Origin of the sequence: Acidovorax sp. (assembly GCF_046314175.1) — a bacterium.
Classification (GTDB): domain Bacteria; phylum Pseudomonadota; class Gammaproteobacteria; order Burkholderiales; family Burkholderiaceae_C; genus Acidovorax.
Genome location: NZ_JBKBXG010000023.1, coordinates 13,326 through 28,839, shown reverse-complemented (window position 1 = coordinate 28,839; position 15,514 = coordinate 13,326). Strand labels below are relative to the sequence as shown.

The window sequence follows — 15,514 nt, the reverse complement described above, 5'->3', positions numbered from 1 at the left end:
CGGCATGACAGCCTCCTCCCAACGCTGGGCCGTGGCACGCCTGGGCACGGCCCAGACGCTGGCCTGGGCCTCGTCGTACTACCTGCCAGCCATGCTGGCCGTGCCCATGGCACGCGACCTGGGGGTGGCCACGCCCACGGTGTTTGCAGCGTTTTCGGTAGCGCTCATCGTGTCAGCGCTGCTCGGCCCCCTGGCAGGCCGGGCCATCGACCAGCATGGCGGGCGGCCGGTGCTGGCGGGCACCAATCTGCTGTTTTCGGCAGCGTTGGCAGGCATGGCGCTGGCACAGGGCCCCGTGGGCCTGTTCGCCGCCTGGGTGCTGATGGGGGTGGCCATGGGGTCGGGCCTGTACGAGGCGGCCTTTGCCACGCTGGTGCGGCTGTACGGCCAGGGCGCGCGCGGCGCCATCACCGGCATCACACTGATTGCGGGCTTTGCCAGCACGGTAGGCTGGCCGCTGTCGGCCTGGATGGAGGTGCAATGGGGCTGGCGCGGCGCGTGTTTTGGGTGGGCGGTGCTGCACCTGTTGTTGGGCGTGCCGCTCAATGGCTGGCTGCCGCGTGTGCAACCGCCTGTGCAGCACGATGCTCCAGATGCCGCACTGCAAGCCGCATCGGGATCGGCATCCGCCGCCAACAATTCAACAACACCACCGCCCAGCACCTTGCGCGCCACCGTGCTGCTGTCATTTGTGTTTGCGGTGACCTGGTTCACCAGCACAGCCATGGCCGCGCACTTGCCGCGCCTGCTGCAAGCCAGTGGCACATCGCTGCAGACGGCCGTGGCCATTGCAGCGCTGGTAGGCCCCGCGCAGGTGGTGGCGCGTCTGCTGGAATTTGGCCTGCTGCGCCGTGTGCATCCGCTGATGTCGGCCCAGCTGGCGGCTGCCGCCCACCCGGTGGGCGCTGCCATCCTGATGGTGGTGGGCGGGCCCGCTGCGGCAGTGTTTACCGTGCTGCACGGCGCGGGCAACGGCATTCTGACCATTGCCAAGGGCACGCTGCCGCTGGTGCTGTTCGGCCCGGCAGGCTACGGCGCGCGCCAGGGGCTGATGATGGTGCCCGCCCGTGTGGCACAGGCGTTTGCGCCAGTGCTGTTTGGCATGCTGCTCGACGGTGTGGGGGCAGCGGCCGTGTGGCTTACAACGCTGCTGGGTGTGGCCGCGCTGATCGCACTGTGGGCGCTGCGGCCCGTGGCAAATAAATAATCCGTCAGCTGCGGGGCACCACAAAATCCGCCCGGGCCTTCAGAGCCAGCTCACGCGTGTGGCAGCCCTCCAGGTGGTCGTTGACCAACCCCATCGCCTGCATGAAGGCATACACCGTGGTGGGGCCCACAAAGGTCCAGCCGCGCTTTTTAAGGTCTTTGGACATGGCGATGGACGCGGCCGAGGTGGACAGCGTGCGCGCCACTTCGCGCGTGATGCGCTCGGGCCGGTCGGCGGCAGCGGGTTCATACCGCCACACGTAGTGCGCGAGCGAGCCAAACTCGCGCCGGAGCTCCAGCACACGCTGGGCGTTGTTGATGGTGGAGATGATCTTGCCGCGGTGCCGCACGATGGCAGCGTCCTGCACCAGGCGCTCCACGTCATGCGCTTCAAACGCGGCGACCTTTTCAGCATCAAAGTTGGCAAACGCTGCACGAAAACCCTCGCGCTTGTTCAGGATGGTGAGCCAGCTCAGCCCCGACTGAAAGCCCTCCAGGCAGATCTTTTCAAACAGCCTGCGGTCGTCCGCCACCGGGAAGCCCCATTCGCTGTCGTGGTACTGGCGGTAAAACGGCGTGGCCTGGCACCAGGTGCAGCGCGGGCAACCGGCCTCGTCGGCAAACAGGCCTTCGGGCAAGGCCTGCGGTTCTGGGGTGGGTTCAGCAGTCATGCGCTGCATTCTAGAAACCGGCCAGGCCAAGCTGCTGACAACGCGTTGGCACAAGGCCTTTGGATCTGCCCATAAACTGCCCCCATGCGCCTGCCCATTCTTCGCCTGCGTCCCTTGCCCGCCCTGCTGATCTGCCTGACCCTGGCGGGCTGCGCCAGCACCACCGGCCCCACCAGCGCTTTGGGGTACTACTGGCAATCGGTGCGCGGCCACATGCAGCTGATGCACGCGGCCGAGCCCATCGACCGGTGGATTGCCCGCCCCGACATTTCACCCGCCCTGCGCGAGCGGCTGCAGCTTGCGCAGCGGGCCCGCGCCTTTGCTGTGGCCGAGCTGGGCCTGCCCGACAACGCCAGCTATCGCCGCTATGCGGACCTCAAACGCCCCGCCGCCGTGTGGAACGTGGTGGCCGCGCCACCCTATGCGCTGACACTGCACACCTGGTGTTTCCCGGTCACGGGCTGCATCGGCTACCGCGGCTATTTCACCGAGGCCGACGCGCAGGCCGAGGCAGCCGAGTTGGCCGCACAGGGCCTGGAGGTGGAGGTGTACGGCGTGCCCGCGTACTCCACGCTGGGCTACATGAACTGGGCCGGCGGCGACCCGCTGCTGTCCACCTTCATTGCCTGGCCCGAAGGCGATTTTGTGCGCCTGCTGTTCCACGAACTGGCGCACCAGGTCGTCTATGCCAAGGACGACACCTTGTTCAACGAATCTTTTGCCACAGCGGTGGAGCGCATCGGCATTGCGCAGTGGTTGTCTACACAGTCCACCCCCGAGGCGCGGGCGGCGTTTGCTACCAGCGAGGCGCGGCGCAGCGCCTTTCGCGCGCTGACGCGGGCCACCCGGGCAAGGCTGGCCGCAGTTTATGAACAAAAAGAGGCTCTAGCGCTTGATGGTAAAGCGCTAGCAGCTATGAAAACAGAAGCAATGCAGCAGTTCTACGCCGACTACGCCATGCTGCGCGCGCAGTGGCTGGCCGCGCCCGCAGGCACCGCGCCGCTGGCCACCACGGCGCAGGTGGCAGGCTACGACCGCTGGGTGGCCAAGGCCAACAATGCCAGTTTTGCCGCCCAGGCCGCGTACGACGAGCTGGTACCCGCGTTCGAAGCCCTGTTCGAGCGCGAGGGCCGCGACTGGCCCCGGTTTTATGATGCGGTGCGACAACTGACCCTGCAGCCGCTGCCGCAGCGCCACGACACCCTGCGCGCCCAGCTGCCAACCCCCAACAAAGCCCCATAACACGCACCAAGGAGACGCCCCGTGCCAGACATTCACATCCACCGCGACCACCAACTGGGCTTCAAGGAAGCCCGCAAAGTAGCCTTTTCGTGGGCCGAGAAGGCCGAAGAGAAGTTCGACATGGAGTGCACCTACGAAGAGGGCGAGACGGAGGACTTGCTGACCTTCACCCGCTCGGGCGTCAAGGGCACGCTGCTGGTGGACGCCACGCAGTTTGAAATGAAGGCCCAACTCGGCTTTCTGTTCGGCGCGTTCAAGGACCGCATCGAATCCGAAATTGGCGAGCAGCTGGACGCACTGCTGAACGCACCCCACCCCGCTGCCAAAAAGACCGCTGCGGCCAGTGCTGGCAAGAAGAAAGACAAGGCGGAAAAAGTGGCAGATGCCGAGTCTAAAAAGGCGGCGGCCAAGCACGCTGCCAAGGCCAAGAAAGCCTAGAGGCAGCGCCCAGCATGGCCGCCTCGAACACAACACCGATCCCCACTGTGCAGGCAGCAGCGGCGACGGCCACCGCATCAGACCATGCCGCAGACAGTGCCGCCTTCCAAACCCTGTCGGACCTGCTCCACACCCGCTACAGCTGCCGCGCGTTTTTGCCCAACGCCCTGCCCCGTGCAACCATAGACCGCATGCTGGCCACCGCGCAGCGCACAGCATCGTGGTGCAATGCGCAGCCCTGGCAGCTGCACATCGCCAGCGGAAACACCCTGGAACGCCTGCGCAGCACGCTGCAGGCGCACGTGGCCACCGCTGCACCCAGCCCCGACCTGCCCTGGCCGCGCGAATACCGCGGCGTGTACCAGGATCGGCGGCGCGAATGTGGCTGGGGGTTGTACGAAGCGCTGGGCATTGCCAAGGGCGACCGCGAGGCATCGGCCCGCCAGGCCGCGCAGAACTTCACCATGTTTGGCGCGCCGCATGTAGGCATCGTCACCAGCGACGAGGCGCTGGGCGTGTATGGCGCGGTGGACTGCGGTGCTTATGTGAGCAGCTTCATGCTGGCCGCGCACAGCCTGGGGGTGGGCTCCATCGCACAGGCTGCGCTGGCGGCGTACCCAGGCGTGTTGCGCGAGGTGCTGGGCATTGGCGATGACCGCAGCATTGTGTGTGGCATCTCGTTTGGCCTGCCCGACCTGGCGCACGCAGCCAACCAGTTTCGGACCACACGGGCTGATGTGACGAGCAGCGTGGTGTGGAGGGACTAACCCCATGACTGCAGGTGCCATCCCTTCGCTGCCGGATACGGTGCTCATCAGCGAAGTCGGCCCGCGCGACGGGCTGCAGTCAGTGAAGGCCACCATGCCCACGGCCGACAAGCTGCGCTGGATTGACGCCCTGGTGGCCGCTGGCCTGCGCGAGATTGAAGTGGGCTCGTTTGTGCCCGCGCGCCTGTTGCCGCAGATGGCCGACGTGGCCGAGGTGGTGCGCCACACGCTCACCCACCCCGGCGTCACAGTGATGGCGCTGGCCCCCAACCTGCGCGGCGCCCAGGCGGCCATTGCAGCGGGGGTGCACAAGGTGACGCTGCCCGTTTCCGCCAGCGCGGCCCATTCGCTGGCCAACGTGCGCAAGACGCGCGAGGCCATGGTGCACGAGGTGCGGGCCGTGGCGCAATGGCGCAACGACGTGGCACCGGGCGTGCTGGTGGAGGTGGGTGTGTCGACGGCATTTGGCTGCACCCTGCAGGGCCTGGTGCCTGAGGACGATGTGATCTGGCTGGCCACGCAATGCGCCGGCGCGGGGGCCGACGAGGTAGGCCTGTCGGACACCACTGGCATGGCCAACCCGGCGCAAGTGCGCCGCCTGTTCACCCGCCTGCAAGCCGAGTTGGGCACCAAAGCGGGGGCGGCACACATGCACAACACCCGGGGGCAGGGACTGGCCAACTGCCTGGCGGCTTACGACGTTGGGGTGCGCACGTTTGACGCATCGCTGGGCGGGTTGGGCGGCTGCCCCTATGCGCCGGGTGCATCTGGCAACGTGGTGACCGAAGACCTGGTGTTCATGTTCGAGGCCATGGGGGTTGCCACCAGCGTGGACCTGGAACGCCTCATGGCTGCACGCGCGCCGCTGCGGGCAGGGCTGCCGGGCGAGCCGATCTACGGCATGACACCGGAGGCGGGGCTCCCAAAGGGGTGGGCTCAGGCCCACGTGTAGGCACACCCCCGTTCAACAAAAATGGCGACCAGGGTCGCCATTTTTTTTGGGGAAAACCGCCGAATCAGCTCAGCGACTGGATCAGGTCCACGTACTGCTGCTTGGCCTCGTCGGCACCGGTGCCCTTCAGCTTTTCCCACGCGTCCCACTTGGCGCGGCCCACCATGTCCGAGAAGCTGGGCTTCTTTTCGGCGTTGTCGCCTGCGGTGGCCTGCTTGTACAGCGCATAGATTTTGAGCAGCGTGGCGTTGTCAGGGCGCTCGCTCAGATTCTTGGAATTGGCCACAGCGGCTTCGAAGGTGGCGTTCAGATCGGCCATGTCAGTGTGCTCCTAGGGATGTTTGGGGGGAGGGAAAGAACGGTATCGGCAAGGAATTGCTGCGTTGTATCTTACGGGCTGCGCGCCACGCCAAGTGGCGCCATCCATAGAGGCAAGCCCCCAAAAACAACCACAACAGGTGTACATCTGATGGTGACCCGCATTTCCTCCCCCGCTGCCACCGCAGCCAAAGGCGCCGCCTCCACTTTGCGCAAGGTGCGTACTCAGGCGCCCGATGTGGCACGCCACGCCGCCCAGGCCCTGCCCCCCGCCGCCCGCAAGGCAGCCACCGTGGTACAGAAGAACGTACGCCGTGCCGCCACCGGCATGCTGGGCATTTCGGGCGAGCGCATGAGCAAGGTCGACACCGCCTGGCTGCGCATGGACTCGCACAGCAACCTGATGATGATCAACGGCGTGTGGACCCTCTCGCCCGGCATCACCTGGGACGCCCTGTGCGAGCGCGTGCAGCAGCGCCTGCTGCAGTACCCGCGCTTTCGCCAGCGCGTGGTGGAAGACGCTGCGGGCGCCACCTGGGTCGAAGACCGCAACTTCGACATCGCCGCGCATGTGCTGCGCGAAACGCTGCCGCGCACGCAAGGGCAGAGCATGCAGCGCGCGCTGCAAGACCGCGTGGGCGAACTGGCCATGCAGCCGCTCGATACGCGTCGCCCGCTGTGGCAGATGCACCTGGTCGAAGACTTTGTGGGCGACGACGGGCAGCCCGGCAGCGCCCTTATCGTGCGCATCCACCACTGCATTGCCGACGGCATTGCGCTGATCTCGGTGACCATGTCGCTGGTCGATGGTGGCTCGGAGCCGCCCAAGCGCAAGCCCCGCGCAGACAAGGACGGCGCCGCAACGACGGAGGACTGGATCGCTGACGCCCTCATCAAACCCTTTACCGGCATGACCGTGAAGGCGCTGGACCTGGCGGGTAACGGCGCCGCCAAGTCGTTCAAGATGCTGGGCGACCCTGAAAAGGCCATGCACCACGGGCTGGCTGGCAGCATGGACATGGCGCGCGTGGCCTACCAGCTGATGAGCGATGCGGCCGCCTTGGCGCTGATGCCCGACGATTCGCCCACGCGCCTCAAAGGGCAGCCCGGCAGCGCCAAGCGTGTTGCCTGGTGCCCGCCCATCCCGCTGGAGGAGGTCAAGGCCATCGGCAAGGCGCTCAACTGCTCTATCAACGACGTATTGCTGTCATGCGTGGCGGGCGCCATCGGCGGCTACTTGCGCAGCCAGGGCGACGACCCCACGGGCCAGGAGATCCGCGCCATGATCCCCGTCAACCTGCGCCCCATGGAAGAAGCCTGGAAGCTGGGCAACCGATTTGGCCTGGTGCCGCTGGTGCTGCCGATTGGCGTGGCCAACCCGGTGGAGCGCGTGTACGAGGTGCGCAAGCGCATGAATGCCCTGAAGGGCAGCACCCAGCCCCTTCTGGCCTTTGCCATGTTGGCGGTGGCGGGTCTGATGATCAAGCCCGCACAGGATGCGCTTCTCAGCCTGTTTGGCCGCAAGACCACGGCCGTGATGACCAACGTGCCCGGCCCCAAGGAGCAGCTCACGCTGTGCGGTGCCCGCGTCACGCAGTGCATGTTCTGGGTGCCGCAGTCGGGTGACATTGGCCTGGGCGTGTCCATACTGAGCTATGGCGGCGGCGTGCAGCTTGGCGTGATCACCGACACCACGCTGTGCCCTGAACCGCAGCAGATCATCGACGCGTTTGCGCCCGAGTTCGAACAGCTGTCGCTGCTCACGCTGATGCTGCCCTGGGGCGAGTGAAGGCCCGCCCCACGGTCATCGGCGTGCGGGCCGCCGCAGCGGCCCGCAGCCTTCAGTTCGCAGAGCAGCTAAAGCTCTCCGCCTTGGCCGGATCACCCGTGCCATTGTATCGCGGGAACTTCGGGTACTCGCACACCGGGCGCTGCGCCACGGGCGTGCTGGTGCCAGGGGCAAATTTCGTGGCCACGAGCTTGTCGGGGGCCGTGCCCTTTTCCACCCAGGCGTCGAGTGCAGCCAGCAGATCCATCGACAGCGGGTCGGTACCGGGGCCGTCAAGGTTGTGTCCGACAGAGGGTGAGGTCAGCATGCGCGCGAAGCCCTGCACCTTGTTGGCGCCCAGTTGCTGTTTGACAGAATCGAAGTATTCCGCGGTGCGGTACAGCGACACGCAGGTGTCCGACAGTCCGTACCAAACTAGCAGCTTGCCCCCGTTGTCGGCAAAGGCGCCCATGTCGGGATCGGTGCCGTCGATCATTTGTGCCAGCCGCAGATACTGGGCCTGGTAGCGCGTGGGGTCGTGGCTGAGAATGTCTGCAACAGGGTTGCCCTCCACCACGCGGGCGGCCTCGGTCACCGCCATGTGGTTGAAGGATTCGCGCGCCTCAAAGCTCGGGCCGAACATGTACGACTCCCAGTCTGACGTGGCCGCACCACCCCGGCCAAAACGCGGATAACCCACGGCACCGCGTGAGAGGGTCACCGGCGTCTTGTGGTCGCTGTAGATGAGGCGGATGGTTTCGATCTGCCCGGCCGTCAGGCAGCTGTCGCTATCAGCGCCCTTGCACAGCAGGTCGGTGGGCACGTAGTTGCAGGCCTCGACGTTGCCGATGATGCCGTCTTTCAGGCCATCGAGCCCGTCGCATGCAGCGGTCTCGGCCTGGGCGTACAGCGCCACCTTGGCGGGGCTGAGCCAGTTGTCCCGATTCTTGAAGATGTGCTGAATCACGTTGGGGCCCAGGTTGACCTGGTGCGCCTGCTGGCTGATGGCGGGCTCCATGGCCACCACGCCGTCGTAGTCCTTGGGGTACTTCTGCGCGGAGATAAGGCCTGAGCGGCCGCCGTTCGAATGGCCCATGTGATAACGCCGCACGGGGCGCTTGCCGTAGAACTCGGAGGCAATGGTGGTGCCCACTTCCAGCACGAAATGGTTCGCGTCAAAGGCATGGTTGCGCAGCGCCACGTCGTTCTTGGCCCACTCAAAGCCCCGGCTCTGGTGGCCCGAGTCGGAGCTGATCTTCACGTACGGGTTGGCTGACGGCCCCACAAGCTGCTGGTACCACGGGTCATCGGTGGGAATGAAGCCGTCCAGCCCTCCGCCACCGATGGTGAGAGTCTTGCCGTTCCACTGCGCCAGCGCTGGCAGCTCCACCGCCCACTGGATGGTGGACTCCGGCGAAGACACGATCTGCCCTCGCACGATGCAGACCTCGGGCAGGCTGCCTTGCGCCTGGCGGACCTCTGTGCGTGTGATCTTTGCGCCATGGGGCAAGGCGGCCGAGGTGTAGGCAGGGCAGCCCTCGGCCAGTGGCTTGCTGGCCAGCGGCTGGGGGTCGCTGCCACTACCGCAGGCAGCCAATGCCAGCGCCATGGAGGCACTCAGGGTACAGATGGCCCACCGCCTTGTGGTTATAGCGCACGGAATGCGGCGGTGGCGCGCCGGGGCGGCGATGGATGGGTTCGTGAACATACGGGTGTCTCCTGTTATGACGGTTTCTTCAGGAGCCGGCCCTTTGCGGCGACGCAGCCACCGCCGGCCTTGTGGCTCCGGGGTGAACGATAGAAAAGGAAGGCCCCGTTGCAGCCCCTGCAAATGCAGAGGGCGAGGGAAACTACCGAGCTGCGCACAGCCGCGGCACAGAACGCGAAGCCGCTATGCGCTGCGCAGCGCGGCCACCAGGTCCACCTTGTTGCTCACACCCAGCGCGGCATAGGCGGTGCGCAGGTAAGTGCGCACGGTGGCAGGCGTGAGCCCCAGCGTGGCGGCAATGTCCTTGTGCGAGCGCCCTTGTGCGTAGAGCATGGCCGCACTCATTTCGCGCGGCGCCAGCGCGGACTTTTGGTGGCGTGAAGCCACGCTGATGGCCACCAGGGCGCCACACGGCTCCAGCCGCAAGCGACAGGACTTGCCCACCGTGAGGCTGCATGGAACACGCGGCAATGCCTGTGCCACCTCAGGCGGCAGGCACGTGCCTGCCCAGCCAGGGCACGCCTCGCTCAGCGCCAAGCTGATGCGCAGGCCTGCAAACAACAGCTCGCCCGACGGCTCTGCCAGCGCAAAGCTGTCCCAGGGACGGGTGGGCGAATCCATCTGCAACCGCTGCAGCAGATGGCGCCAGTGCTGCAGCAAGTGCGCGACAAACTCACCGAACAGCACGGCCTCCTCGTCTGTGAAATCTGGCCGCGTCGGAGGACGGTACACCGAGACAAAAAACATCAACCCACTGCGCGGCAGCTCTGCCGTGATGGCCATGCAGTGGTACAGGCCGTGCCGCTGGGCGAACGCCATCATCTGGGGGTGTTCCGGGATCTCACCCATCACGTCGCGCTCGCGGATCACCACCCCCAGTCTGCGCATGGACTGCTGCGCAAACTCATCCACCGTCGCCAGAGCGTTCCATTCTTCAGCGAAGTTTTGGCTCAAGCCGATGCTGCCATGCAGCCAGTTGCGTGGCCCGGTGTGCATATCGCCCGCGGATACCTCGCCCCACCAGGCTGAGTCAAATGGAACCAGACCACAGAGGGTGTGCAAGGCCTGGTGCAGCATGTCCTGCGGCTGTGCATGCTGGGCTTGTTCGGAGAGCGTGAGCAGGCTGCGGCTCAGCGCACGCAGAGAATCACCAGACGGGCGGTCTGGCTGCATGCGCAGTGCCACGTTTGCACAGGGCACGCTCACGGGCATGTTGAGTCCAGCAAGCGAACAGCGTGGACAGCGGGCATGGTGTCTCCTCGTTTTTCAGGCGATGGTAGCTGCCGCGCCCCGCGCGCACAGGAGAGACCAAAAACCAATGCACAAAAGCGCGCGCTCAAACCCCGCCGCTGGCAGGTTTAAACGAAGAGAACACTATCAATTAAATAGCTGTCAGCGCTTATCCATCAAGCGCTAGCGGCCCTTTTTATTCAAAATTCACCGAACCAACCCATTCACCGCCTGGAACATCGACTGGCGCGCCTGGCTGATGATCTGCCCCTTCCACTCGTCTGTGTCGGTGTAGAACGCGGCCAGCATCTGCGCCTTGATCTGCGCAGCCTTGTCGGCAGGGGTGTCGGGGTGCAGGTTGAGCCACTGCTCGGCGCGGATGGCGTTCATCACGTCAAGCACGGGCACCGTGCCGTACTCCATGGCGATGCCGGTGTACTCGGCGTGGGGGCATTCGTCGTAGATCGAGGTCCACATCAGGCCGGTGAGGAAGGCCGAGGTGGACGAGCCGTCGTAGATGGAGGTGACCGGCGTGGCGCCGCCACCGTCCCACCAGGCACGCGCACGCGCCACCGCTACGGCGTTGTCATTGCCTGCATAGATACGCTCGCCATGGCCGCTGGGGCCCAGGCCCGTGTGCAGGTCGATCCACGCGATGCGCGATGCGTGGGCGCCGTGCTGGCGCAGCACCTGGCGCAGAGTGCGGTTGCTCCAGGTGGGCTCGGTGCCACCAAAGAACACGCCTTGCGGAAACTCGTGCTGGCCTTGGGAGATGGCGGCCTGCCAGGCGGCTTCGCCCTTGGTGGCGATGTACTGCTCCACGGCGGCCACGTTGTCGGGGCCGGGTGGCCACTGCTCGGGCAGCAGCAAAGGTTGAACTTCGCGGTAGGCCGCATTCACTGGCAAGGGTTTTGAAAAATCCTGGAAGTTGCGGTTCAGGTCCACGTTCTCGTGCGTGAAACGGCGCACATGCGAGAAACCGTAGGGGTTGAGCGCGTGGATGTAGAGCGTGGCCACGCCCGCGGCATGTGCCTTGGCGCGCCATTCGGCGTCGTGCAGCGCAAACACCTGCACACCGCTGCCGCAATAGCCTTCCACACCGTGGCAGGCGCTGCTCACGATGAGCAGCTTTTTCGCATCAGCCGGGCCGTCACGCACCACATCCATGGCCAGGTCTTCGCCGTCGCGACCCTTGAGCGGGTGGGCGTGCGACTCGATGGGCAGGCCCGCAGCAGCGGCGGCCTCCAGGAACTTCTTGCGGGCCTGTGCGTAACTGGGCGAGAAGGCTTCAACGATTCCGGTCATGGGCGGGGGCTTTCAGGAGTCAAAGAGTGGACAAGTAAAAATGAAAACCCGGGGCACGCGCACGGTGCGCCCGGGGCAGGGGGTGGCAAGCCTCAACCGTCAGGCGGTTTGCGTGGGCTGTGCCAACCACTCTTCGGCAAGCTTGACCCAGTAGGTTGCGCCCAGTGGGATCAGGTCGTCGTTGAAGTCGTAGCTGGGGTTGTGCAGCATGCAGGGGCCGCCGCCGTGGCCCATTTCGCGGTGGGCACCGTCGCCGTTGGCGATGAAGCAGTACGCGCCAGGCTTGGCTTGCAGCATGTAGGCAAAGTCTTCAGCGCCCATGGTGGGCTCCTGGGCCAGTACACGCTCTTCGCCCACGATGGTGGCCATGACCTTGCGCGCAAACTCGGCCTCGGCGGGCGAGTTGATGGTGGGCGGGTAGTTGCGCACAAACTCGAACTCGCAGGTGGCGTCGTGTGCGGCGCAGGTGTGCTCGGCCACCTGGCGCATGCGCTTTTCGATCAGGTCAAGCACTTCCACGGTGAAAGTGCGCACAGTGCCCTGCAGCTCGACGCTGTCGGGCACCACATTGGTGGCCTCGCCCGCGTGGATCATGGTGACCGAGATCACGCCCGCGTCCACCGGCTTCTTGTTGCGGCTGATGATGGTCTGGAAGGTCTGCACCATCTGGCAGGCAATCGGCACCGGGTCGATGCCTGTGTGCGGCAGGGCCGCATGGCCGCCTTTGCCGCGCAGGGTGATCTTGAATTCGCTGGTCGATGCCATGACCGGGCCGGGGCTCACGGCAAACGTGCCCACGGGCATGCCGGGCCAGTTGTGCATTCCGTACACAGCCTGCATGGGGAACTGCTCGAACAGGCCATCTTCAATCATCACGCGTGCACCGCCGCCGCCTTCTTCGGCGGGCTGAAAGATCAGGTACACGGTGCCATCAAAGTTGCGGTGCTTGGCAAAGTGCTGGGCCGCCGCCAGCAGCATGGCCACATGGCCGTCGTGGCCGCAGGCGTGCATCTTGCCCTTGTGGACGCTGGCGTGGGCGAAGGTGTTGAACTCCTGCATGGGCAGGGCGTCCATGTCGGCGCGCAAGCCGATGGCCCGGCCGCTGGCGCCGCCGTCGCGGCCCTTGACGATGCCCACCACGCCCGTTTTTCCCAGGCCGCGGTGGATGGGAATGCCCCATTCGGTGAGCTTTTGCGCCACCACGTCGGCGGTGCGCACCTCTTCGAAGCACAGCTCGGGGTGGGCGTGAATGTCCCGGCGCACCGCTGCAATACTGGCCGCCTGCGTGACGATGGAGTCAATAACGTTCATGATATGTGTCCTTACGATCTCACAGTCTAGCCCGGGAGCAACACACGTGCCAACCCGGGGTATTCGCTAGCCACCCCATGATTTCTGCCCACGCCCTCGAACTTGCGCGAACCCTTGTGCGCATGAACACCGTCAGCCACCACTCCAACCTGGAGCTGATCCACTTCATCCGCGACTACCTCGCCAAGTTTGGCGTGAAAAGCCGCCTGACCTTTAACGAGGACAAGACCAAGGCCAACCTGTTCGCCACGCTGGGCGAAGGCAAACCGGCGGGCGTGATTCTGTCGGGCCACACCGACACGGTGCCGTGGGATGGACAAGACTGGACCATGGACCCACTGAGTGCGCTGGTCAAGGACGGCAACCTGTACGGGCGCGGCAGCGCCGACATGAAGGCCTTCATTGGCATTGCCGTCTCACATGCCGAACAGTTCCTGAACAGCGATGCGCCTTTTGCGGTCCATCTGGCATTCAGCTACGAAGAAGAGATCGGCTGCTTTGGGGTCAAGGAGCTGATCGCCGACCTGCGTGACGCAAACATCAAACCCCTGGCCTGCATCGTGGGCGAGCCCACCAGCATGGTGCCCGCCATTGCCCACAAGGGCGTGTACCGCTACAAGTGCTGCGTGCGCGGCAAAGAGGCGCACTCCTCCCTCACGCCCCACTCCGTCAACGCCATCGAAATGGCCGCCCGCGTGGTGGGCCGTGTGCGCGACATGGCGGAAGACTTTGAAAAGAACGAGCCCCGGTTCGAGGGTTTTGACGTGCCGTTCTCGACCACCAGCGTGGGCCAGTTCCACGGCGGCATTGCCGACAACGTGGTGCCGCGTGATGCAGAGTTCCGCTACGAGTTCCGCGACCTGCCCACGGCCAATGCGGCGCAGATGCAGTCCGAGGTGGTGGCCTATGCCAAGTCGCTGGAGCCTGCGATGAAGAAGGTGGCGCCTGCAGCGGGCTTTGAGTTTGAGACCATCTGCGAGATCCCCAGCTTTCTGGGCAGCAAGGATGACCCGGTGACACGGCTGGCGCAGGCGCTGAGCGGAGAAAAAGGCACCACGCTGGTGGCCTTTGGCACTGAGGCGGGGCTGTTCAAGAACGCGGGCATCTCCACGGTGGTGTGTGGCCCGGGCAGCATCCAGCAGGCGCACCAGCCGGATGAATACGTGAGCCTGGAGCAGTTGGGCCGCTGCGAGGCATTCATGCAGGGGTTGGCGCGCACCACGTCCATCGACTAACCTGCGTCCAGCAAGCAATCAGAGCAACTGGAGCCTGCGAGCGCTGCAACCGGCGCGACCCATGCCAGCGCCACCGTGGAACTGGCTTTGCCAGGCCACCGGTGGCGTCCCCCTCAGGGGGGAAGACGCGAAGCGGCTCAGGGGGAAATCAAGTCCTTACGCGGCCGTCGCCCGTCAGCATCGACATCTCCACAAACTTGGATGCCGCGTGGCTGGTGGCGCTGTACGACACCGGAAAGCCCGAGATCACCTGGTTGCCGATGGATTCGAGCCCAGTGATGAGGCTGTCGCGCGTGAGCTTGCCACTGCCCTGGGCCTGGCGCAGGCCCTCGGTCAGCACGCGCGCCGCCAAAAAACCCTCCATGCTGGAGTAGTTGGCCTGCACCTTGTCGCCACCCTTTTTGATGGCCTCCAGAAACTCGCGCGTGATCTGGCGTGAGGGCTGGTAGGGCGAGGGCACCACCTGCGACACGACCACGCCCGCGCCGTCTTTGCCCAGCTCGTCGGCCAGCGCCTGCGTACCCACAAACGACACGTTGTAGAACGTGCCGCCAAAGCTGGCCTTGCGTGCAGCGCGCACAAAAGCTGCCGCCGAAGCGTAAGCCGTGATCTGAACGATGGCATCCGGCATGGCAGGCACCAGCTTTTCAACGGCGGCTTTGACGTCGGTTGAATTGCGTTCGACCGTCGCCGTCGCCACCGGCGCGAGCTTGAGTTCGGTCAGCGCCTTGGTCACCCCGTCGAGCCCCGCCTTGCCGTAAGCGTCGTTCTGATAGAACACCGCGATTTTCTTGAGCCCCAGGTTGGTGAGTTGGCGCACGATAAGCGCGGTTTCGTCGAAATACGAAGCGCGCACATGAAAGATGAGGCGATTGAAGGGCTGACGCAGCGCCTCGGCACCGGTAAAGGGCCCAAAAAACGGAACGCGTTCTTTGGTGAAGATGGGCATGGCGGCCAGGCTGGTGGGTGTGCCGATGTAGCCAAACAGCGCAAACACGTCGTCGGCAATCAGCTTGCGGGTGTTTTCGGCGCAGCGGTCGGGCTCATAGCCATCGTCCATGGTGCGGATTTCTACCGAGCGCTTGCCCACGCCGCCCTGGGCGTTCAGCTGGTCAAAAAACAGCTTGGCGCCCAGGTTGAACTGCACGCCCAGTTGGGCAGCCGGGCCCGTGAAGGCAGCCGACTGGCCCAGCACTATCTTGCCTTCGCTTTGCGCGTTGGCCACATGAAACCCGCCCAGAGCGGCAGCGCCCAAGCCCACGGAAAATTGCCTGCGTCCCAAGCCATTGCGGTTCATGGTGAAATCCCTGCATCTAAGTAAAACGGTTGCCTGACCAGTGGCTCTGCCACCGATGGGTAAGAA

The 15,514-nt window shown here is 65.2% G+C and carries 14 protein-coding genes; 7 read left to right on the top strand and 7 right to left on the bottom strand.

Annotation, left to right across the window (positions count from 1 at the left end):
• Nucleotides 1–4 precede the first annotated feature (4 nt).
• The gene (locus tag ACK4OE_RS08700; RefSeq protein WP_409884353.1) at nt 5–1,207 is read left to right on the top strand and encodes an MFS transporter; all 1,203 of its coding nucleotides are present in this window, start codon (nt 5–7) and stop codon (nt 1,205–1,207) included.
• A gap of 4 nt (nt 1,208–1,211) precedes the next feature.
• Here ACK4OE_RS08700 and ACK4OE_RS08695 read toward each other — a convergent pair whose 3' ends face one another.
• Nucleotides 1,212–1,877 (bottom strand): DNA-3-methyladenine glycosylase I, encoded by a 666-nt coding sequence (locus ACK4OE_RS08695; RefSeq protein WP_409884352.1) that lies wholly within the window; start codon nt 1,875–1,877, stop codon nt 1,212–1,214.
• 84 nt (nt 1,878–1,961) lie between these two features.
• Between ACK4OE_RS08695 and ACK4OE_RS08690 the strand changes: the two genes are divergently transcribed.
• Genes ACK4OE_RS08690 through ACK4OE_RS08675 form a run of 4 tightly spaced genes read left to right on the top strand, consistent with a single transcriptional unit; the run spans nt 1,962 to nt 5,276 of the window.
• Complete coding sequence (locus ACK4OE_RS08690) at nt 1,962–3,119, top strand: aminopeptidase (protein WP_409884351.1); 1,158 nt, start codon at nt 1,962–1,964, stop codon at nt 3,117–3,119.
• A 21-nt stretch (nt 3,120–3,140) separates the two neighbouring features.
• A complete protein-coding gene (locus tag ACK4OE_RS08685; protein ID WP_409884350.1) occupies nt 3,141–3,557 on the top strand; it encodes a polyhydroxyalkanoic acid system family protein in 417 nt (138 codons plus the stop codon).
• Nucleotides 3,558–3,571: 14 nt separating this feature from the next.
• Nucleotides 3,572–4,324 (top strand): nitroreductase, encoded by a 753-nt coding sequence (locus ACK4OE_RS08680; protein WP_409884349.1) that lies wholly within the window; start codon nt 3,572–3,574, stop codon nt 4,322–4,324.
• Nucleotides 4,325–4,328: 4 nt separating this feature from the next.
• Nucleotides 4,329–5,276, top strand: a complete 948-nt coding sequence (locus ACK4OE_RS08675; RefSeq protein WP_409884348.1) for a hydroxymethylglutaryl-CoA lyase — start codon at nt 4,329–4,331, stop codon at nt 5,274–5,276.
• Nucleotides 5,277–5,340: 64 nt separating this feature from the next.
• Here the strand turns inward: ACK4OE_RS08675 and ACK4OE_RS08670 are convergent, their stop codons facing one another.
• Complete coding sequence (locus tag ACK4OE_RS08670; protein ID WP_409884347.1) at nt 5,341–5,595, bottom strand: acyl-CoA-binding protein; 255 nt, start codon at nt 5,593–5,595, stop codon at nt 5,341–5,343.
• Between the two features lie 150 nt (nt 5,596–5,745).
• On the opposite strand from ACK4OE_RS08670, the gene ACK4OE_RS08665 reads away from it, so the two are divergent.
• On the top strand, nt 5,746–7,383 hold the full coding sequence (locus ACK4OE_RS08665) for a wax ester/triacylglycerol synthase family O-acyltransferase (RefSeq protein WP_409884346.1): 1,638 nt from the start codon (nt 5,746–5,748) through the stop codon (nt 7,381–7,383).
• A 52-nt stretch (nt 7,384–7,435) separates the two neighbouring features.
• On the opposite strand, the gene ACK4OE_RS08660 is transcribed toward ACK4OE_RS08665, so the two are convergent.
• From ACK4OE_RS08660 to ACK4OE_RS08645, 4 genes are all read right to left on the bottom strand, one after another.
• The gene (locus ACK4OE_RS08660; protein ID WP_409884345.1) at nt 7,436–9,070 is read right to left on the bottom strand and encodes a tannase/feruloyl esterase family alpha/beta hydrolase; all 1,635 of its coding nucleotides are present in this window, start codon (nt 9,068–9,070) and stop codon (nt 7,436–7,438) included.
• A gap of 183 nt (nt 9,071–9,253) precedes the next feature.
• The gene (locus tag ACK4OE_RS08655; RefSeq protein ID WP_409884344.1) at nt 9,254–10,282 is read right to left on the bottom strand and encodes a helix-turn-helix transcriptional regulator; all 1,029 of its coding nucleotides are present in this window, start codon (nt 10,280–10,282) and stop codon (nt 9,254–9,256) included.
• Between the two features lie 225 nt (nt 10,283–10,507).
• Nucleotides 10,508–11,605 carry a M14 family metallopeptidase gene (locus ACK4OE_RS08650; RefSeq protein WP_409884342.1) on the bottom strand — a complete coding sequence of 366 codons (1,098 nt, stop codon included), beginning with the start codon at nt 11,603–11,605 and terminating at the stop codon, nt 10,508–10,510.
• 99 nt (nt 11,606–11,704) lie between these two features.
• Nucleotides 11,705–12,916, bottom strand: coding sequence for a M20 aminoacylase family protein (locus ACK4OE_RS08645; RefSeq protein WP_409884340.1), 1,212 nt, complete (start codon nt 12,914–12,916; stop codon nt 11,705–11,707).
• A 77-nt stretch (nt 12,917–12,993) separates the two neighbouring features.
• Here ACK4OE_RS08645 and argE point away from each other — a divergent pair, with 77 nt between their 5' ends.
• Nucleotides 12,994–14,151, top strand: a complete 1,158-nt coding sequence (gene argE / locus ACK4OE_RS08640; RefSeq protein ID WP_409884339.1) for an acetylornithine deacetylase — start codon at nt 12,994–12,996, stop codon at nt 14,149–14,151.
• Nucleotides 14,152–14,299: 148 nt separating this feature from the next.
• Here argE and ACK4OE_RS08635 read toward each other — a convergent pair whose 3' ends face one another.
• Nucleotides 14,300–15,448 (bottom strand): ABC transporter substrate-binding protein, encoded by a 1,149-nt coding sequence (locus tag ACK4OE_RS08635; RefSeq protein ID WP_409884338.1) that lies wholly within the window; start codon nt 15,446–15,448, stop codon nt 14,300–14,302.
• Nucleotides 15,449–15,514: the final 66 nt, after the last annotated feature.